We start from the raw sequence: 20,935 nt of genomic DNA on the forward strand, positions 1-20,935 counted from the left end.
TAGATGCGTGAAAAAAATCAAAATATTGCTTAAATAAGTCATCATTTTAAATAATCCTGTTACTATACGATTGATATTTTAAAATACGCTGAAATCCCTTGTCCTACCTACATTTTTTGATATTTCAATCGTAAACTTACAAAATTTTCTAATTTGTTAAAATCGTTGCTACGAATAGCTTTTTAGGGTGTTGATGGTCATTCTACGATTGCGCTTACGATATAGGATAAATTGACCTGACAAAGAAGTTAAAACGTTGATTTAACAGCATAAATGGATAGTTGTTGTATCGTACACGATTGGAATCATGATTTATGTGATTGTAATTTGTCCGCTTCAGTCAGAATCCGGTTACAGAGACGAATTTCTAAGACAGGCTCACACTGTCCCAAGGGACTACAAAATTTCACAATGTGTTTCAGTACCATATTAGTACGTTCCTATGATTGAAAAGGTGTGGCTAAAAGTATACTTTTTGAAATACTCTTTAAGAGTGTGTCAAAAGTATTTATGATATATGTCAAATTATCTAAGAATATATATGAAATATTCCAAAAATATTGATATACATTTTGAAACACTTTTGCTATAATAAACCTAATGACATAGCAAAGGATGGTTAGTCTTATGAGTGAAATTAGACATTACGGGTACATAAGAGTTTCAACTAAAGATCAGAATGAATCAAGACAATTAGAAGCAATGAAAGATCTTGGTATCCTGGATCGCGATTTCTTCATAGACAAACAGAGCGGAAAGAACTTTGAGAGACCATATTATCAAGCTATGAAGAATGTGCTTCGTAAAGGGGACATTCTATTCGTTAAAGAGTTGGACAGGCTTGGACGTAACGCTCAAGAGATAAAAAATGAATGGCAAGATATTACCCATAACATAGGCGCTCACATTGTTATTCTGGACATGCCTATCCTTGACACACGGCAATACAAGAATGGATTAGAGAAAGTGATATCAAGTATTGTATTGGAACTGCTATCATATATGGCTGAACGAGAACGGGAAAAGATAAACGATAGACAGGCTGAGGGAATAGCGGCTGCCAAGAATGATGGTGTAGTGTTCGGTAGACCTAAGCAAGCTATAAACGAGGAGTTTAAGCAAGCATACACAGAATGGAAACAAGGCAGTATCACAGCGGTAGAAGCTATGCGAAGGGCAGAGATGAAGCCTAATTCTTGGTATCGTAGAGTTAAAGAGTATGAGCAGTCACTAGCCTAAGCCATGTGCTTAGGCCTTTTGTTATTCGGGAATTAATCCTAAACAAGATCAAGTTTATTATGATGGGGTGAAATGAAATCGTCTTTTGCTGTAGAGAAAAAAAGGACTCATTTAGAGTCCCTTACTTTAAATAGAACTTATCGTTTTCTTGATGTATGGTTTTAAATTCAAACACACTATCAACTGGCTCGCCTATTGCGGAAGCAACTTTAATCATTGTTTGAGCATCTAAATTATTATCTTTTAAAATTTGATTAATTCTTTGTTTTGTGACTCCAATTCTATTCCCTAACTCCTCTTGAGTTATCCCTTTATTCTTACTAACTTCTTTAGCACGATTATTAAAGCCGCCTGAACGGAATATGCGTAATTGTTTATCAATGTATCTATTTGCTATAGGAGTTAAGTATATTTCATTACATTGGTTACATTGAATTGCAGGAATATTTTCTATTACCAGTATTTTATTGAGCTCTTTATGTTCCATTGTATAAGTAATCTCAGACAGATCCTCCGACCCACACATTACACATTTACTTAGAATACTACTCATATAACTAAATAATCCTCCTCATGTACTAAATGTTCTCTAATGTACTAAATGTTCTCTAATGTACTAAATGTTCTCTAATGTACTAAATGATTCTCTAATGTACTAAATGTTCTCTAATGTACTAAATGTTCTCTAATGTACTAAATGTTCTCTAATGTACTAAATGATTCTCTAATGTACTAAATGATTCTCTAATGTACTAAATGATTCTTCTAGGAAGGATAAGCACTATGAGTGCCTATCCATAACAGTAATGATAATAATAAGTTCAGGTAGGTTGAACTTTATCGCCAACCTGTGGTTATGTAAGCCTCCTTCGATTTTATAAGTTGTAATTCCATCCGGATTTTCTTCATCCATCCGTAAGATTTGGTTAACGTTTGTAAGAATGTCCTTTACATCTTCATCCGTTAAACCTCTTTCATCCATTCGTTGCCTTGCATGTATTCGCAAGACGTATTTATCTTGGTTTGCTAATGAGTGTATCAAGTTTATGATATCCTCATGCTCTTTCGAGGTCATGTATTCACCTCCTGCTCATAAGTCAAATATACACTTTACTTATCAGTATGTAAAGTATTTACTTTACTTTTTGGTGTGGTGGTGGAGTAGAGAGGGTAGAAATAAGCCCAACCATTAAGGCTAGGGTACTAAAGAGTGTAGGTTTTCTATAGTCAATTATTTTCACATAAAGGTATAGGGGCACATTTGCACCCAGAAAGTAATGATTTCTGGAAAAATATCTACTAGCACTTGTCAATTGATCACTAAGTTATTGCATTGACGATACATAGATACATGGGGGATATTTTAAATTTGAAATAGTGTCCATTTTACAGAATAGTGGCCTAGCACTTCCACTTCGACACGAGAGTTGTATTTGAATCAGGGAAATTCTATTGGATAAAACCGACACCATAACGCGATCCCATCTACACAAAATAGCCCTCCATAGGTATGAGGGGATTAAAAAATCCTTTTAAGAGGACTAATAGGGGGATTTTTTCATTTTTTTAACTTATACATGTTTTCTTCAAGCACCTGTTTACAGTAAGTCGGACTCAAGCCATGTTCTTTATATATCTTAGTGAAGGCTAGTCCATCAACATAGTGAAGATTGTATACCTTCTCAAAGTCACGAGCTCGTCTTTTAATGCCTCTTTCTTTAGTTGATAGCAGCAAGGCTTCCTTAGCCTTAAACATTTGCTTAATCGTCCACCAGTCAGTCTCAGTGGCTTCTGCAATTTGCTCAAAACTAAGCAAGTCTTCGTTGTACATTTTTAGCATGTCAGGGTATAGGTATTCAATATTCTCCCATTTAGGAGGGGGGGATTCAACTACCCACTTAAGCTTATCGAAGTTGACTGAATCAGAGACGTAGGTATCACTTCTAATTAAATGACTCTTAGAGGTGAATTTGTAGAATATCTCAATATGTTTATCATCATGTAAGACTATTTTATTGACAAGTATGCCAACTATTTTTCTCATGTCTATCATTTGCAATTCATTCTTGATAATTTTTTGATATTTCTCTAGCAACGGTAATCTCAATTGTACATCATTTTGTCCACTGTTCAGACCTAAGTTTTCATTCAATGCTGATAGTTCTTGCTGAAATACAGCAATTTCATTCTCAACTGATAGCAGTTTACTTGATAACTGCTCTTTGGTTGTAATAAACCCATTAGCATAAAGGTCAATATATCGTTCTTTGGACTTGTATTTTTCTGTAATTTCTTTAATGATAGAGTTTTTTCTAAGTTCCATTTCATTGATTGTACTCTTATCTGATAATCGTTTTAATAATTTATCAATTAATGTTTCTGGACTAAAGATTAACTTAGACAGTTCATTCCATACAATAGAGTCAATTATATCGACACGAAAATTAGCTCCTCTGCAAGTTGAATTGGGTTCACCGGTTTCAACACTGAATGATTTTGTTGCTTTTCGCGTACATGAATAGTACTTAAGAGCCCTACTTTGGGTTACACTTGTAACTCCAGCCGAAACGGCTGCTCCACACCTTCCACATCTTACGATACTTCTCAATAAGTTATATTCTGATGGCATACCTCCGTTCTTAGTATTGCTATCAAGGACTTTCTGTAAATTCTCAAATGTTACTTCATTTATATATGGAGGAATATCAATTACATGCCATTCATCTCTGGGCTTTGATAATTGTTTTTTCTTCCCATAGGAGCGCACAACTTCTGTCTTCCCATAGTAAAAGGTTCCCATGTATGACTCATTTCTTAATATACGACTAATTGTTGTCTGATACCATTTATCTCCTTTGGGAGGGGGATATTTTCTAGTAGCCAAATATTCAGCAACTTCAGAACAAGTTGAGCCTCCTAACACCAGTTTTACCATACTTAAATACCCTTCTTTTTCAAGTTTATTTTCCACTAATGTATGTAAGTCTTTATCATAGTCATAACCATAGATTTTGTTTATTCCAGGAATTTTGTTGTCAGCGACCATAGCTCTTCTTCCACGCTTCGTGTTAGCAAGAATCTTAGCTTTATTGTACTGAGCAATAGAACCTTGAATGTTGTAATTTAACATCGATTCTGCATTGCCTTTTTGTAGATCAAATTCGACGAAATGAAGGTCGCATCCAAGTTCCCATATCTTATGTGTGATCTGTTGTTGTAAATGCAAGTGTCTACTCAGTCTATCAGGATGCAAGAAGATGACTTTGTTCCCTATTCCTTTTTCAAGGAGAAATAAGATGTAATTGAGCATTGGACGGTTAGGATTATCTCCAGACTCTGCCTCTTCTCGTAAAACAACAATCTCATCTTCGTTGATATCAAACTTCTCTTTTGCTTCCTTTACGCATATTTGTGTCTGTGATCCAAGTGAGTAGTTATCCACTTGTATATCAGATGATACTCGTGTATAAACAATAGCTTTAATCTTATCGATCAAGGCTACAATATCTTCCCTGGTTAGCTTTTCATGATCTTTGAGTACTCTCATCAAAAAATCAATCCTCCGAATTTTGACTGTTTTCTATTTGGTTCTCACTTGAATAACTCAGTAGAACATGCTCCATCCAATTGAGGATTTGCGTCTCCATAACTTCTTCTGGAACTGCAAGGTCTTCGTCTGGATAACGTGAAATAATCTTATATCCATACCTTTTCTTATATCTCATAATGACCACCTTAATAAGATCAATTACTACCTGATTTTATGACAGCTGTGGGTTAACCCTTTGGATTACTTTACTGAGTCATGAAAGATGGAGCCAAGTAGATGACTAATATACCCGAAAACGTGTTTAATCATCTACTTGAAAATATTGGAGCGTTTATACATTAAATTAGAAAAGCCATACTTTAACTATATAGTTACTTTCTTTGAGGACAGCTTAAAGTGTTTTGGGAAACTGTTTGATATTTGTAATTTTTATATCAATAAAAAATAAATTATGGGTTAAATACCCAAAAAATATTTTATAAACAAATTTTAATATTGACTTAAAATTAAGTCTTAATTTATTGACTTATTGATTATGATTTGATATATTGTATTTAGGTCATAAGCAGAGAGGAAGAAACAAATTGAGCATTGGGTTAGAGTACATAACGAAAATATTTGGAGGGAGCTATACGGATGTAGCCAAGAGATTAGGGATTACGCCTCAAACAGTAAGTGATTGGATCAGAGGGAAGAGAAAAATTCCTTCTTCTAAAATTGATGACTTGGCTAGATTATTTAAATTGGAAAAGTATTTTTTTCAAAAAGAATTAACCGAAGTAGAAAAAATAGAAATAGAACTCAATTATCTCAACAGACTGTCTAAAAGAGACACCTTGGAAATACCTATACAAATTACTGATGAGGATGGTATTGAGCATGAAGTTTTCGAAAAGTTTGATCCGCATGAGGGAGATATTCGAGCCAAGCAAGAGGAACTTGGAATACAGAAGGTAATTTTACGATTGCGAGGCGTTCTTTATGACGAGTCAATAACCAGTGAATTTACTTTAACAAGCCATTTTAACTTGGTAAGTTCTTTATGCGATTTTCTTGAAAAGGATATATATTATGAAAATTCAAACAATGGAATAACAGTCGAAGATAATTCAAACGAAGTGAAAGCAATCAAAACACTACTTTACATATTCGAAAATAAAAATCGGCTTGCATTTGGTATCCCATCAGAAAATAGTTTTACGTTGGAATTGGAAGAATTACTTTATAAGCACAAGTTATTGCCTCCAGATCATGTTCTAGGATTCAAGGAAGATCCGTTTTTTAAGGATGTTGAGTAACTATTACTAATAATTGCTCTTTGATAATCGAATATCTTTTAAAACATAGAAGGGAGAAATATATCTTTTTGAATAATGAAAAGATCAGGGAGTTCTTTGAAACCGGATTTGGGAGTGGAAAGATTAATTTTGAGTACATATTAGAAGGAAAAAAACATAGTAAAGTGTACAAGAGTAAAATGAAATATTATAGCAAAGAAGCTATTAAAGAATTCGAAGAATGGAATGAACAAGGCTATGGAATATTTTATCTACCTAACGGTGGAGGTTATAAAAATGAAGAGATAACAGACTTTCGGGCGTGTTTTGTAGATATGGACATAAAAGATGAACTGGAGCATGAAATTGTTGCATCAGGCTTCACAGGAACGCGAAATGATTTGCAAGAGTTAGTTAAAGAAGGGTTTAGCTCTTTAAATAACGAACAAAAATCCAGTTACAAGCAGTTATTTAATGAGCGCATAATTGAGTTGGAAGAATGGGGGATTCCACCGAGTGCTGTTGTAGAAACGAAGAATGGCTATCATGTGTATTATTTACTTGAAACTGGAGCTCAAAGACATGAATTTGAAACAATAGAAGGATTACTGATATACATATTCAATGCTGATGCCGCAGTCAAGAATCCAGCAAGATTATTAAGGGTGCCCAATACACTGCATTTAAAAGAACCTAATGATCCATTCACGATAAAGCTTAGAACATTTAAAAGAGACATTAGGTATGATGCAGCAGAACTTATTGTACGTCTTAAAGAAACAATTGAAAGAGTAATCATTAAGGTGGACTCACAGTTATGTGTCAATCGGAACAAAGCACCTACATACAGTAACAAGTTACTTCCTTCTAAGAAGGGACTTCCAGCTAGAATAGGTATAGATTACTCGAACATGGATATTGGAAACATCTCACTGATAAGCCGTGGGTTTGAGGGATTACCAGAATTAAAAAGTAGGTTAGGTGTAGATAACCAGCCTGAGCTTTGTTACATTGATCGCAATGATATCAGACAATTTTTAAAAAGACAGAATTTAAAACAATTACTGGGGATAGAATCTGATCGTTTTCTTTGTATCTTTCACAATAGTAGTAATTCAAGCAGTGGAAACATCTACAAGTATGAAGACAAGTGGTTTTACAAATGCCATTCGAGTAGATGTGGTGTCCATTATGATATCGTGCAAGTAATAGAACGAATGACAAGATTACCTATACATAAAGCATTTGATTTTTTAAAGCAACTATACAATATTGCTGAGGTCAAAACAGAATGGCAAATGGATCAGGAACAGTTGATTGATTTTAATATCGAATTTCTTGAACGGTTCAAGTATGACGTAGATTTACATAACAACTACCCATTTTTGAGTAAGTTTTTACGAACAAAGGGTACACTTAGTCTTCTAATTCAGATACATGAAGTTGCAAGGAGAAAGTTACCCCAACTTGCGACAATGAAAAGTCTAGAGGTCAAGAATACCAACGCAATAGTGTTTGCGCCAATTCGAAAAGTGATTGAAGAAGTATTAAATCATGACTCAAGCGCACAGAACATTAACAAGGCCAATACTAAAGTAATTATTATGATCTTCATGTATCTGCTCAACACAATTGGTATAGATGAGTTGCCTGATGAGATGCAAAAGAAAGTAAAGGAGTACCAAAAGAGTTCATTTAGAAATGGAGAGACATTTAGAAATTTGGCTAGATATTACGAGATCGTGAGCATGGATACAGAGCGACTTATGCTTGCTGAAGAGATGAGTAAATTTTTTTATTCTAACCATTTGACGATTTCGAGTTTTAAAAGGGAACAGCTTCTTGGTCTATGTGGAGTGGAGGAAACAAATCGTGTTTTCCCTGAACGTGTAGAGGAGGACATTTCTGAGATGAATCAGAGACTTTCGAACTTAATTCACCAAAAGGTTAATGAGAAAATGGAAACTAAGGGTTGGACATGTGATTCAGAGATAGTTGAACTTCTGAGAAGTGGGAATATTGATTACAAGCAAATGTACAAAGACAATTTCAAGTTTAAAACGAATAGAGAGTCGGAACTGGATCTATTAGAAGTAGATGACCATGATGAAGGATTTCAAAGTTGGTTGCATACATTTCTATTGAGGAAACTGTCAGCATATATGCCTGTAATATTGGTTAAAGCAGGATATTTGAAAGCAAGGGTTAACAAAGAATTGAGAAAAAAATTAAATATTCCATTACATATTAAAGGTTCTGTGTATCATCAGATAGTAGATTTGGAAGAAGATAAAGACGATAAGGCTTCAATAATTAGAAAGTTAAAGCAAAGTGATACAAGTTTATCAAACGCTAAGATTGCTGAGTTAATGAACTGTTCGAGACAATATGTATCCAATGTATTGAAGAGACAAAATAGATGATTACTATTCATAAATATTAGTACTATTGCTTGTCAACTAAATTGTCGTTTTAAAGCACCCTGTATCATTAGACTAAAGAATAGTTAACTCTATGTGGTGCTTTTAGATGCTCATTTAGTTGACAAATTTTGATACTCATTGAAGGGAGGTGAGTGATGAATGTAGGAATATCTGAATGCAAATTTTTATAGAAATTCACGTTTACGTTTTTATTTCTCTGAATTAAACTGACTACACAAAGTAAACGAATTTCAAGGCAGACACTTTGGAACACAATTGAACGGGAGGGATGAGATACGTGGAAGGTTAGATATAGATGGTACAAGTTGATGCAGCGGCTGGGCTGGAAGTGATCTAAGGAAAAGTAACAAGGGCAACGCGAAGGAAGAAGAGTAGTAGACGAGTTTTATCTAGTTTAACTAGGAGAATATTTATAGACGAAAATAATACATAGTAGAAGAGGAATATGTGAATATGAAAGTTAAATTTCTGTTAAAAGATAATAGAGCATATGAAAATAGAGCAGATACATATAGCAAAGAACAAGTTGAGCAAATTTTGATGGCAATTGAAAAAGATTTTGAAATGCGTGTAGAAGGAAAATATGTATGTAAAGGAAATGAGGTTAAAGCGCTTGTTATTGAGTTCTAAGTCAAAGTTACAGGGAGTGTAAATAGTTTTGAAAATACCTAATTATCACATTCCATGGTTGGGGAAGTATATCCTCAACCTTAAGATGAATGCTCAAGGTGAAAGAATGAAGAACCGATTTTTAAACGAGATACTGTCTCCATTGAATGACAAATGGAATAAGGAAATCGAGAGTCTTACTATGCTACATGCTGAGAGAGACGAATACGGGAATTTAATCATTCTCGAATCAAATGAAGTTGGAGATAGGCTCTCTATGAAAGACAAGCGCGCATTCATTAAAGATTACAATGATCTTGCTCTAGAGAATGCCTACATTTCTACTGAGGGAGAAAACGAAGACGTTGTTATTCACATTGTGAAAATGTTCCTTGAAATGGAATGTCTTGCTCAAACACCAGAAGCCTACGAAATATATGAGATCTATCGAAACAAGTTCACTGAATTTATAAAAACTAAAAAGGGAGTTGTTTAATTGAGTTATTGTCAGGTTATGTTTAACAAAGATTTTCTATATATGGGTGCTGATACGGCTATTTCTTCTAAATTGAACGGTATATCATACCGTCTACATAACAAAGGAGAGAAGATTCATCATGTTGATGATATGATTATTTTTTCATCGGGGGATGCAGATTTATCAAAAATCATCATCGATGAGTTCAAGACTAAGGAAGACAGAAGCATCAATACATTGAAGGAAACCATAAAGTATTGGTTTGAGCGCTACTATCTTAAACGACCGGGTGTAAAAGAAATAGCTGATAGCGGCAAAATAGTAAATATGACAGTTGTCGCAAAATTTGAAAATGGTTCTCCTGTGTTATATGAGCTGGATCAAAGAAGTGAATTTGAGATTAAGAAGATTAAGGCTCATGATAAGGTCGCATACTACAATGCTGGTGTGAACTGTAAATATGATAATGAATATTTCATAGATCAAACAGAAACAGCAAATGACGTTTTTGAAGCTTACAGAAATACATATGCTAATGCAAGCAGTGAGAAAATTGGTGGAAATTTGGAACTGTACGTTCTAGCAAAACAGGGCATTCGCAAGATTCTTGTTGAGAAAATTGAAGAAAAACCATTCCAGTGGTATCCGGGTGATAGAGGAGTCTATGACAACACCGAGAACATTAAAAAAATGATTGAGGCACATGCACAAATTGAAGGATCATCCCTTACCTTACGTGATGGTACAGGAGTGTTCAAGATTTTTCCCCGCATTGGGATGTGGGCTGGATCTGAGAATTTCCATGATGCACCGTTTAGTGTAGACCTTTTCGGGAACTTGGTAGCGCATAAAGGTAAATTTATTGGCCCAGCGGGAGACGTTATTATTGATACAGAGGCTGGATATATGGATATGGATAAACTGGACATTATCAATGTGGGTAAATTAGTAGCTGAGATGCTAGAAGTTAATACAATCCTTGCCGATGACGGATATATTAACAATTTGACTGTTAATCGACTCAAAACGATAGGTAAGGACGCAGATGTTGGAGAATATATTGATTACATTGATATCCAAGATAATCGTACTAGATATATTACAGTGCAAGTCGCATCCAAAGAACAAGCGAAAGATTCCCGTGATCGACTACTATACTGGCAAGACAGTGAGAAACGTATCCTGACTACTGAAGATACAGGTATCATTGCCTACTCATATGGACTTCCTGAGGAGAACATGAAGATCAAGCGTGAGATTACCTTTGATGGCTCTGGCGATGCGGCTCAGCCAGTTGAGAAAATTGGTACAGGTGATGGTGGAGCTAATGATCGAGCTAGAATGGTTAACACAAAGTACAATGGTGGATACAAGCAAGTTTACAAGGCATCTAACAATGGACGAATTCGGAGTGTTGACTTATCGGATGATGGAATTGATATGAATTCAGAAAATGGACGTATTTTCATTACAACCAAGGAGTTGACGGCAATGGCTGATGGTGGTCCCGTTAAGGTGGGGAACACCAATGGTTATATGGAGATTACAGCAGATGGAACGTTTAATTTCCATGGTAAAGGATTCAACTTCTTCACAAACTAAAATCTAAGCACTAAACCCTAATCAACCGATAGGTATGGTATAGTTTTTTATAAGAATAGCTATACCATAACTATTCTATCGGAGGGGTACATATTATGAAGAAACTAGCGTCAAGATTACCTACATTCATGCTTGGAGCTGTGGTAGGGGTAACCCTAACAGCAGGCACAGCAGTAGGGGCAGCAACTTACTTAAAAGCAACACAGTCTAATGTAAAACTAGTAGTTGACGGATCTCAAGCAAAACTTTCCGAATCACCACTGAACGTAAATGGTCGGCTGTATCTGCCTGTGCGTGACACTGCTAATGCTCTTGGCTATTCTGTTGAATCAGTAACAAGCTCCCAGGTGTCCTTGAAAGAAGGAGTAACGACTAGCAACATAACAACAAACAATGGTTCAACTGGAACCACCACCATTCCTAACACCAGTACAACAACAAGTAAAAAAGTGAAGAATTTGAAAGAGACTTATAGCACAGACGGAAAATTGGATGCTACAAAAATTCGTACAGCTCTAAACAATGGGACACTTGATGTGAACGCACAGGATAGTGACTCTGGGAAAACGTTGTTAATCTTCGTAATCGAAGAGGACAATTATGAAGCGTTTAAAGCAATTAATCGTAATGCCCTCGATCCCGATGTTCAAGACAATAAGGGGAAAACAGCGCTGATGTTCAGTATTTTGGAAAAAAGCAAATTTTATTTTGGTGAAATCATTGATATGAAACCTGATATCACGATTAGCGATGACGAGGGAAAAAAAGTAATTGATTACGCAGAACAGGGTTCATATGAACAACGTTATCTGAAATTCATGTAAAAGAAAGGAAGATTTATATAGCTAAAGTAGCATTACAAGGTTCACGTTTAACGGATTCCAATAAAAGTGGTCACGTTTTATACGTTGAGCGTTATATGTATGGACGCGATGAAGACGGCTTTCCCCTATACACTACAACTACTCACAGTACTGGAGCTAAAGTTACTGGTGCTGTAGCTTCAAACAGTAACAAATTTACAGTGAATAGTGTTCCTGTTGCATGTGTGGGCGACGCCACGACAGAACAATGGATAGCTGATCCATCCCCTTCACCTAAAAATAGTGGCGGTTCAATCATTTCTATTAGTCCTGGTACAAGTGGAAGTGGACAGGGACGAATTACAACAGGCAATGGTGCAAGGGTAACACTGAACGGTAAATTAATTTCTGTACAAGGATCGACCATTCATACCCATTTGGGAAGTGACACTACCATTGAAGAAGGGGATAGTCTAATCAATATGTGATTAGTAGTGGCAAGTCATTGTTAAAAACTTTATTCGAAATAAAGAGTTTGTAAGGTTTCCTCCAGATGTTATCCGGCATCTGGAGGAGATAAAAGGTTATGAAGAGTACTATCTTAACTTGTTGAGTTGACGCTCCAGTTGTTTCTCAATGTCTCTTGTGATTTCTCTCTCTGCTCTTTTAAGTTGGTTTTTGATTTGAGTTTTCGAACCAGACAAGTTGATTTTAATCTTTTTAGCCATCTGAATGACCCCTTTCGAATTTGGTTTATTTACGTCCTGCACGAGATTGTGCAAGCACAGATCCTGCCAAAGATTTAGCAGTTTTGCTAGATGAGCCACTTCGAAGAACAGAAGAGGCTTTAGTAGACATCTTGGCAGATGATACTTTTCGAGTACTAGTTTTAGCCATTCATTTCACCTCCTCATTATATGGGGAATATTGGTACAAGTATAGAATACTTAACAACATATAGGTATGTCAAACATTTGTTCTTACTATATGTTGTGTTAATGTAGGATTTTGCAACTTTAAATACCTCAGATTTAGTGGTTACATAATTCGAAATTACTAGGTGAGGGAGAAGTATTTATTAGAAGCTGGTTAATTAGTCCCGTGTTTTTGTGAAAATCTAAAGGATTACATTGGATTGGAGAATTGATAAAGTTTTCGCGGACTCAAAATTGTTTTGAAATTAATATTTCATAAAGAAAGGAAGAGAACATATTTGGCAAAACGTCTCATAGCAGATGAAGTATTAGAAGAGTGGATTAATATATATGGTGATCAAAATTACGTTGACTATAAGTTACGCGCATTGGCATTCGCAGAAAGATGTTATGGAGATAGTATAATAGCCGAAAATGAGAAATTCAGTGCATTTCTACTCCACGGCAGTCTATATAGTAGGATAACTAATTGTAAATACAACTCTGGCATGTACAAGTATGTTGAATGTAGTTGGAAGAATGAAGAGGAAACTTTTTTAGCTATTTTAGATAAGAAGAAAGGGTTCTGGTTGTCTTGGAAAGAAGTCACAGAAGAGTACATGAAAAATGAGTTTAAGCATTCTTTCAGGCCAACTATAGACAGGATTAATGAAAAAGACGGATATAGCTTAGATAATATACAAGTATTGACGAATGCGAGGAATTGCGCTAAAGCAACTAGCTTTCCTCACTATCTATTTACTGTAGTAAATACAACTGATCCATCGAAACAACAAACTTTTCGACGATTTGACACTAAGGCTGCGGCATTTAAACATCTGGGCTTACCCTATTCAAAGTCTGACACAGGAAGATTTCATCAGGTAGGTAACTCCCTTTATTTGCTCCAATCAGAAAGCGTAACGTTAGGAAAAACAGCAATAGAAGAATATGAAAATCCTGAGGACTTAAGCTATTCAGGTTCGTTCCCAGTAGCTACACTTAATAACTCAGACGGTGGCACGCTAACTATTAGAAGAAATTTCACTTATGAAAGAATGGCGATTATATTAAAGTAAGATTCCCCACTGAAAAAGTAGATACATAGTCTGAATTTTGCATGGAAATTGAAAAATATGTAAGTGAAGAGAAGAAAATAAACGAAATCTATTGTTATTAAATCCAGGTTTAACTAACTCCTCATTTTGAGGAGTTTTTTCTTATCCAATGAACTTATAGTAGGCTTGATTTTTAAGTTGTGATAACCTTTTAATATATATCGTATTATTTTTAAGTGGAGGTCTTGTTTTGAAAAATTCTAAAGCTATGTGTACAATTTACTGTCGTGTTAGTTCGGATCGAGATGAACAAGTTAATTCAATAAAAAACCAGACTTCTGGATTAATAGAGTATGCGAATCAAAAAAATATGTTACTTGCCGATTCGGGGATTTTTTGCCGTAGAAATCAAGAAAGTGAACCATTCAAAGGGTACATAGATGAAGGATTCAGTGGCGCTAAGTCTGCCAAGTATCGCAGAGCGTTTCAGCAAATGCTTAGAGACGCTAAATTGGGACTTTTTAATGTGATTATTACAAAGTCTGTTGCCCGATTTGGACGAAATGTTAAAGATATGCTTATAACTATAGATGAATTGGAGAGTCTGGGTGTCGGAGTGTGGTTTGAAGATATTAAAGCCTTCTCTTTGAATGGTTCAGATAAAATAAGGATTCAGCTGTTCGCCTCTCTGGCTGAGGAAGAAAGTAGAGCGAAATCTGATTCAGTTCAGTGGGCCAAAAAAGAAGCTGCCCGTAAAGGGATTTGGTCTGGGCGTGAGCCTTACGGATATGTCATTAAAGAAGGACGATTAGTTATTGATGAATCTGAAAAAGATATTGTTTTGAAAATATTTGATATGTATTTATATCAGGGATATGGTGTTAATAAAATTGCCAAAATTCTTGAAATTGAACTTAGGGTTCCAGGTAAACGTGGAGGGAGATGGACGGGGAGTCATATAGCTGGAATTTTAAATAACAGTGTATACACGGGACACACAACTTTGCATAGAACAAGGAAATCTAATATTAACTTGGGCTTAGTTGAGAAGATACCTGAGGAAAATCAAATTAAATTTGAAGATGAATCACTAAGAATCATATCTGATGAAATATTTAAGCTGGTTGAAATTGAAAGAAACAAAAGACCTAAAGTTAATGACTCTGAAAAAGGTGTAGATACAAGATATTCAAGTGCACATTTGTTTTCTAATTTGATCTATTGCTCAAATTGTGGGGGGAGTATGAGAAAGAAAGTACAGAAAACGACCCGAACAACTCACCACTATTATTATTGTCGGAACCACGAACTGTATGGGGAGACCACCTGCAAATATAGAAATCTTCAACGAGAGCAGGAACTTTTACAATGGATAAAAGAAGAGTTGATTGACTTTATTTCAAATACAAAAGATCATGAATTTAATTTCAAGCTACTACTGGAATCTAAATATGAATCGGAGGATTTTAAGAATCTTACTGCTGAGGCAAGATTGAAACTGTTAGAAATACAAGCCGAAAAAGAGACTAATTTTAGGTTAGTGTCTAAGGGGATAATTGATGATGAAGAATTCGGAGATAGAAATTCTTTAATTAAATTTGAAATAGAAAGACTTAAGAGTGAAATTGACAGATATAATAATATTGAAAAGGAGGTAGAGTTAGTTCATATCGAGTATAAAAATTTTATGAAAAGTCTCAGTGAGATTGACCTTGATAATTTAGATAATATAATTTTAAGAAAATTTATTAGTAGCATCTCTGTTTCAACGTTGTGGATACCAGGGCAAGGAGATGAAGAACAAACAATTAGAACAATAAATTGGAAATTTATGAATTGGGATCAATTAGATATTATCAATGATCATGTACAAAAGTTCAGCTTACTGAGGAAGTAACGACAAAATATATATAGGGAGTTGAGCCATATGGAGTTAAATACTGATGCACATGCTTCAATCGCAGGATATTACAAACAGATATATGTTGCAGTAGAACAGTTATTACAGTTAACAAGTGATGAAGATTCAATAGGACTTGAATGCGGTTCGGATGTTACTTGTTTTTTTAAAGATGGAACATTCAATTTAAGAGAAGTGAAATTTTATAAAGATGATTTTCATAAGTTCAGTCCTGAAATATGTAAAACAATATATAATTTTTATGTTAACGGATATAATGGCACAAGTATATTTTTGCATTCAAACACTAAAATGGATGATTTTTATAAAAATTGTGATTCCCAAATAAGAATAGCCTACATTATTGAGTGCTTGTTGAGGCATAATAGAACTGTTGACTCTCATTTTAAACAAGCTATAGATGATTTTAGAAATTCGCTGAGTAAAGAGAAAAGAAATGGATACTCCATGTTAGCGAGTAAAATTATGAATGCAGAAGTTGAAGAAGAAAAGTATATGTATATAAACACTCATGTCATATTGGAAGAATTCTCAGAGAAATTAAACTTTGAGTTTGAAGCTTTGAGTAAAGTAGAGTCAATAGAAGAAACTAAAAAAAGAACTGTGCTATCACTTGAAAATTTTATAGATAATAAGATGGAATTGAGAGTGGAAAGTGAGTTTTTTATGCCAATTCTACATAAATTAGCAGATGAATTTTTTGAATCATGTGTAAAAAATTCAATCATCGAAACACTACAAAAAAAAGAATTGAATTATTTAAATTATAACAAAATTACGGTTAAGCAATTAAAAAAAATTATAAAAACATATTCTAATTATATTGATCGATATTCTGATGATATTGTTGAAAAGAAATTGATTACATTATTAGAAGTAGTAGATTATCAATCTCTAATAGGAAAATACCACAAAGAGAGGAAACAATTTAAGGAATATCAAAAAAATCATCCGAAGTTTAGCATAGTAACTTTAAAAAGTTGGCTAAAAAATATAGGAGAGACTTTTATTAATGTAGATCATTTAAAAATATTTTGTGAAAGATTTGAGTTTTATTCGTTAGGTCTTGGTTTCATTGGTATGCTAGTCACAGAGAAAGTTCTTCTAATTGATGTACGCAAAGACTTCCTCATGGCTGAGGTGAAATACGGCATTAGAACACAAATTATAAATGAGAATTTATATGATATTCAATCAGTCATCGCATTCATAAAAAAAACAAAAAGTGATGGAAATGAGGGGGTGGAGGTTTCTTTTATTGGGAACTTTACTCTTTCGCATTTTACCATGACTACTAAACCTTATGTACAAATTGAAACTTCTCAACATCAGGGGTTGACCCTACAAGAATTTATTGCATCTTACAAAACAGTAATTCTTCAAGATAGAGCAACACATTTAATGGAAATTCTTCATGAAATTATTGAAAATCAAAATAACATTGTAATCTTCGGTGATGTCAGTACAAATAAAACTAGGTTTAATAATGCACTATTAAATGAAACTAGATATTCTGATAAGGTAATATCTTATCACGAGAATAACTCATATAAACTATGTGACTCTAGGAACATCCAACATATTCAAATTTATGATGTTGATTATAAAAGCAAAATTTCAAACCTTCAAAAATATATTGCATACGCAAGAGATTATGATTACAAATTTTTCAATCTTGATAACTACCACATCATTGATAATAGTGTTTTGGATATTGTTCTAAAAGAATTTAGAAATGGAGGAGGTCACATTAATTCGATAAAGTATTCAACGAGGGTGACTGATCCTAATTTATTTTTAGATGATCTAGGAGCTATATATAAAGCTGTAGGTAAATCAGTAACATTTGCTAATGTTAATACAATTATATTCCTAGAGAATTGTTTAAAGAGTGACATTGTAAGTTACATATTCGACAAGAAAAATGATCAAGATAAATTTGAATTGCTTTACAGGCATGAGTATATTTGGAACTGATTAAAAAATACGATCTACAGTAGAAATTATAAACTGGAGGTCGTATTTTTTTACCTTTAAATAGATATGTTGCAGGCCATGAACACTGGACATGATGGCTCGTTGTCCACGGGACACGCAAATACGATCTCCGATATGATCAGCAGATTGGAAACCATGGTGCTCAGCGGATCGGATCTTCCCATTGCAGTTGTTCGGCAGCAAATCAGCTCGGCCATTGATATCTTTGTACATTTATCCAGGCTGCGCGACCGTTCACGTCGGGTGACCGAGATTAGCGAAGTGATTGGCATGCAGGACGGAGAAGTACTGCTCAATCCACTGTTTCGTTTCCAGGAAATCGAAGAAAAAGAAGGCAAGATTATTGGCGGACTCGTTCAAGTTGGAACGCTGAGACAAGTTGATAAAATCCAGATAGCAGGGCTAGGGGAATGGCTGAACGAGTACATAGAACGCAATAGTGATGAGTAAGATGAATCGGATAACAACGTAAATTAGATGATTTTATTGGTAGGTGATGAAGTTGGGTGAGGCCAGGCAGGCGTTAACGGACTACACCGTATATGTGCTATCCCGGAGACAGCGGATTGTCTGCATGCTGATTAGTGGTTTGTTGTTCTTTGGTGTCGGTATTCTGTTCTATCATCACTGGTTGGCCGGATTGATATTGGCTGCGGGGTGTATATTGGTACCAAAACACTGGACCAAAGTACTGCTGGAACGAAGAAGAATGACTCTCAGTTTACATTTTAAGCAGGCATTATATGCGTTGTCCTCCGCGCTGGCTGCGGGAAAATCGGTAGAGAATGGATTTAAGGAATCAGTAGAGGATCTGCGCATGCTGAATCCTGAGGCGGATACAGATCTCATTCGTGAATTCACCATTTTGAGGACGCGGATGGAGTATGGCCAGCCCATTGAAGAGGCGCTGCAAGACTTCTCGGATCGGGCCAAAATTGAGGATATCACAAACTTTGCCGATGTGTTCATCACTTGTAAGCGAACGGGTGGAGATCTGGTCGAAGTGGTGAGGCGAACCTCTGCGGTCATTGGTGAGAAGCTGGATATTCAGCAGGACATCATGGTAGCAGTGGCACAGAAGAAGTTTGAATCCAAAGTGATGTTTGCCGCTCCATTTATTTTTCTAATTTTTCTGAACTTTACGGCAAAGGATTTTATGGAGCCGTTATACAGCGGGATGGGATATATGATCTCCAGCGGGGCATTGGCGTTACTTGCCTGCTGTTATTTGTGGATTACACGCATTATGGATATCAAAGTATAAGGAGCTGACACGATGCTGCTTCCCGTTATTTTCGGAGGGGTGCTCGGAGCAGGGTGGCTGGTGCTGGATCGAACCCGAGGGCAGACCTACCGACATTTGCGCAAACTGGATATGGAAGGATTACGTCTGAAGAAGCTGCATGGACCCTTTTTGTATTTACTGGACAAGTTCGAGGTGGGCCGTAGGTTGCCTGTGCTCATGTTCCGCATGCAGCATGCCATTCAGAAAATGTATGGCATACAGCACAGTGGAGAGAAAACGATGCTCTACTGTGCTGAAATGCTGACTTACTCATGGCTGATGTTGCTCGTAGGCTGCCTTTTGTCGCTCGTTGGGGACATGGGGCTTGGCGGTATGGTAGGTGGATTGGCACTGGGTGTTGCACTGCCCTTCGCCCTTTACAAAGACCTTAACACCAAAGTACAGCGAAGAGATCAGGATATACTCATGGAGCTGCCGGAGTTATTGAACCGAATTGTCTTGCTGGTTGGTGCGGGAGAAACGGTACAGCGTGCCATTGTTCACTGTGTAGCCAGTCAGAGAGAACGGGATCACCCCCTCTATAATGAGCTACGAAAGACAGTGGACGACTGGAACAACGGTTACTCGTTTCAACAATCCTTTGAACAGTTCAGTCGCCGCTGTGGTGTGCAGGAAGTTACGATATTTACAACAACAATGCTGCTGAATTTCCGGCGAGGGGGAGGTGACTTTGTATTGGCCCTGCGGGATCTGTCCCATGTGTTGTGGGAGAAACGTAAGGCCGTTAGTCGGGCTAAGGGAGAACAAGCTTCTTCCAAACTGGTGTTTCCGATGGTACTGATCTTTTTTTCGATTGTGGTGATGATCGGAGCACCTGCTTTTATGATGATGAATATGTAGGAGGAATTGGGATGCTGGAATTGATGAAAAGCAAAGTAACTGGATTTTGGAAGGAAGAGGACGGGCTTGGTACGTTGGAGCTGATTCTGATTATTGGCGTTATTATCATTATTGCATTGATATTCAAAGATCAAATTAAAACGTTGGTAACCAGGTTGCTTGGTCAAGTTAGCGACAAAAGTAATGAGTTCTTCGAATAACAAATTCAAAAAGGAAGAAGGGAGCTTCACCATTGAAGCCTCCCTGGTCTTCCCTATTGTGTTGTTTATTCTCGTGTTGCTTTTATTTTTCTCCATGTATATGTATCAAAAGACATTTCTGAACCAACATGCCTATGCAGCCTCTGAACGTGCCGCCTACAGTTGGGACAACAGCCACAAGCAGGCGACGACGGGTGAAGTTGTGGCTGGGGAATATGACAACCTGTACTGGAGACTGACTGATGATCGATTGCTCGGAGCAATGTTTGGTTGGGCGGGAGCGGACAATGAGGTTATTGTGTCAGTACCCGCAGGGGAAGGCGGAAGTCTATCGGAAAAGAAACTGTCCCAAGCCGCACAAGGCATGCCTTCTGGCATGAACGGAACAATTGAATATCAGAACTCGCTGATCCAGCGAAAAGTAACGACTAAGCTGGAGCAGGTGATTTCTTTACCGCTGCCTTCTTTTTTGTTTGATTCAGGTAACAGTGTACTAACACAAGGGTCATCTGCAGTTGTAGAGCCGACGGAATTCATCCGAACCGTGGATCTGGTCCGTTATTATGCAGCCAAGTTTAAAGGCAAGGGCGGGGCCGCAGCCAGTACTGCCGCTGAAGCGGGACAGGTTGTACAGCATTTTGGCAAAACCAAAAAATGAGGAAAGGAGGAGGAAGCACTGTTCAGAAAAAAAGACGG

Annotated in this window: 20 protein-coding genes and 1 pseudogene; 16 read left to right on the top strand and 5 right to left on the bottom strand. The window is 36.2% G+C overall.

Translation table 11 applies throughout. From position 1 onward, the window contains the following. Positions 1-627: 627 nt before the first annotated feature. The gene (locus AC3ITG_RS07075; protein WP_489253266.1) at positions 628-1,239 is read left to right on the top strand and encodes a recombinase family protein; all 612 of its coding nucleotides are present in this window, start codon (positions 628-630) and stop codon (positions 1,237-1,239) included. Positions 1,240-1,360: 121 nt separating this feature from the next. Here AC3ITG_RS07075 and AC3ITG_RS07080 read toward each other — a convergent pair whose 3' ends face one another. The 3 genes from AC3ITG_RS07080 to AC3ITG_RS07090 all read right to left on the bottom strand — a co-directional run bounded on the left by AC3ITG_RS07080 (position 1,361) and on the right by AC3ITG_RS07090 (position 4,786). Beyond that, on the bottom strand, positions 1,361-1,792 hold the full coding sequence (locus AC3ITG_RS07080) for a YgiT-type zinc finger protein (protein WP_489253267.1): 432 nt from the start codon (positions 1,790-1,792) through the stop codon (positions 1,361-1,363). A gap of 228 nt (positions 1,793-2,020) precedes the next feature. Next, positions 2,021-2,314 (bottom strand): DUF4258 domain-containing protein, encoded by a 294-nt coding sequence (locus AC3ITG_RS07085; RefSeq protein WP_489253268.1) that lies wholly within the window; start codon positions 2,312-2,314, stop codon positions 2,021-2,023. A gap of 483 nt (positions 2,315-2,797) precedes the next feature. Continuing rightward, on the bottom strand, positions 2,798-4,786 hold the full coding sequence (locus tag AC3ITG_RS07090; protein WP_489254432.1) for a recombinase family protein: 1,989 nt from the start codon (positions 4,784-4,786) through the stop codon (positions 2,798-2,800). A 587-nt stretch (positions 4,787-5,373) separates the two neighbouring features. On the opposite strand from AC3ITG_RS07090, the gene AC3ITG_RS07095 reads away from it, so the two are divergent. The 7 genes from AC3ITG_RS07095 (at position 5,374) to AC3ITG_RS07125 (ending at position 12,490) form a co-directional block, all read left to right on the top strand. Further along, on the top strand, positions 5,374-6,087 hold the full coding sequence (locus tag AC3ITG_RS07095; RefSeq protein WP_489253269.1) for a helix-turn-helix domain-containing protein: 714 nt from the start codon (positions 5,374-5,376) through the stop codon (positions 6,085-6,087). A 68-nt stretch (positions 6,088-6,155) separates the two neighbouring features. Further along, positions 6,156-8,489 (top strand): hypothetical protein, encoded by a 2,334-nt coding sequence (locus AC3ITG_RS07100; RefSeq protein WP_489253270.1) that lies wholly within the window; start codon positions 6,156-6,158, stop codon positions 8,487-8,489. Between the two features lie 474 nt (positions 8,490-8,963). Further along, positions 8,964-9,140, top strand: a complete 177-nt coding sequence (locus AC3ITG_RS07105) for a hypothetical protein (RefSeq protein ID WP_489253271.1) — start codon at positions 8,964-8,966, stop codon at positions 9,138-9,140. Between the two features lie 28 nt (positions 9,141-9,168). Then, positions 9,169-9,615, top strand: a complete 447-nt coding sequence (locus AC3ITG_RS07110) for a hypothetical protein (protein ID WP_489253272.1) — start codon at positions 9,169-9,171, stop codon at positions 9,613-9,615. Further along, the gene (locus AC3ITG_RS07115) at positions 9,616-11,199 is read left to right on the top strand and encodes a hypothetical protein (protein WP_489253273.1); all 1,584 of its coding nucleotides are present in this window, start codon (positions 9,616-9,618) and stop codon (positions 11,197-11,199) included. It abuts the gene before it with no gap. A 95-nt stretch (positions 11,200-11,294) separates the two neighbouring features. Continuing rightward, the gene (locus AC3ITG_RS07120; RefSeq protein ID WP_489253274.1) at positions 11,295-12,023 is read left to right on the top strand and encodes a stalk domain-containing protein; all 729 of its coding nucleotides are present in this window, start codon (positions 11,295-11,297) and stop codon (positions 12,021-12,023) included. 95 nt (positions 12,024-12,118) lie between these two features. Continuing rightward, positions 12,119-12,490, top strand: a complete 372-nt coding sequence (locus AC3ITG_RS07125) for a hypothetical protein (protein ID WP_489253275.1) — start codon at positions 12,119-12,121, stop codon at positions 12,488-12,490. Between the two features lie 108 nt (positions 12,491-12,598). On the opposite strand, the gene AC3ITG_RS07130 is transcribed toward AC3ITG_RS07125, so the two are convergent. Beyond that, positions 12,599-12,730, bottom strand: coding sequence for a hypothetical protein (locus AC3ITG_RS07130; protein WP_489253276.1), 132 nt, complete (start codon positions 12,728-12,730; stop codon positions 12,599-12,601). A 25-nt stretch (positions 12,731-12,755) separates the two neighbouring features. Further along, a complete protein-coding gene (locus tag AC3ITG_RS07135) occupies positions 12,756-12,899 on the bottom strand; it encodes a hypothetical protein (protein ID WP_336761448.1) in 144 nt (47 codons plus the stop codon). 316 nt (positions 12,900-13,215) lie between these two features. Between AC3ITG_RS07135 and AC3ITG_RS07140 the strand changes: the two genes are divergently transcribed. From AC3ITG_RS07140 to AC3ITG_RS07175, 8 genes and pseudogenes are all read left to right on the top strand, one after another. Further along, positions 13,216-13,995, top strand: coding sequence for a hypothetical protein (locus tag AC3ITG_RS07140; RefSeq protein ID WP_489253277.1), 780 nt, complete (start codon positions 13,216-13,218; stop codon positions 13,993-13,995). 229 nt (positions 13,996-14,224) lie between these two features. Further along, a complete protein-coding gene (locus AC3ITG_RS07145) occupies positions 14,225-15,871 on the top strand; it encodes a recombinase family protein (protein ID WP_489253278.1) in 1,647 nt (548 codons plus the stop codon). 30 nt (positions 15,872-15,901) lie between these two features. Continuing rightward, entirely contained in the window at positions 15,902-17,872 is a 1,971-nt protein-coding gene (locus AC3ITG_RS07150; RefSeq protein ID WP_489253279.1) for a hypothetical protein, read from the top strand. Positions 17,873-17,932: 60 nt separating this feature from the next. Further along, a pseudogene (locus AC3ITG_RS07155) lies at positions 17,933-18,343 on the top strand (ATPase, T2SS/T4P/T4SS family); the annotation flags it as partial. Between the two features lie 46 nt (positions 18,344-18,389). Further along, positions 18,390-19,157 carry a type II secretion system F family protein gene (locus AC3ITG_RS07160; protein WP_489254433.1) on the top strand — a complete coding sequence of 256 codons (768 nt, stop codon included), beginning with the start codon at positions 18,390-18,392 and terminating at the stop codon, positions 19,155-19,157. Positions 19,158-19,169: 12 nt separating this feature from the next. Next, positions 19,170-20,039: a type II secretion system F family protein gene (locus AC3ITG_RS07165; RefSeq protein ID WP_413376210.1), complete on the top strand. Its 870-nt coding sequence runs from the start codon at positions 19,170-19,172 to the stop codon at positions 20,037-20,039. A gap of 11 nt (positions 20,040-20,050) precedes the next feature. Then, positions 20,051-20,239 carry a Flp1 family type IVb pilin gene (locus tag AC3ITG_RS07170; protein ID WP_489253280.1) on the top strand — a complete coding sequence of 63 codons (189 nt, stop codon included), beginning with the start codon at positions 20,051-20,053 and terminating at the stop codon, positions 20,237-20,239. After that, positions 20,223-20,897 carry a TadE/TadG family type IV pilus assembly protein gene (locus tag AC3ITG_RS07175; RefSeq protein ID WP_489253281.1) on the top strand — a complete coding sequence of 225 codons (675 nt, stop codon included), beginning with the start codon at positions 20,223-20,225 and terminating at the stop codon, positions 20,895-20,897. Before AC3ITG_RS07170 ends, AC3ITG_RS07175 begins: the two co-directional genes overlap by 17 nt. Positions 20,898-20,935 lie beyond the last annotated feature (38 nt).

Source organism: Paenibacillus sp. GL_099_B (assembly GCF_057835695.1).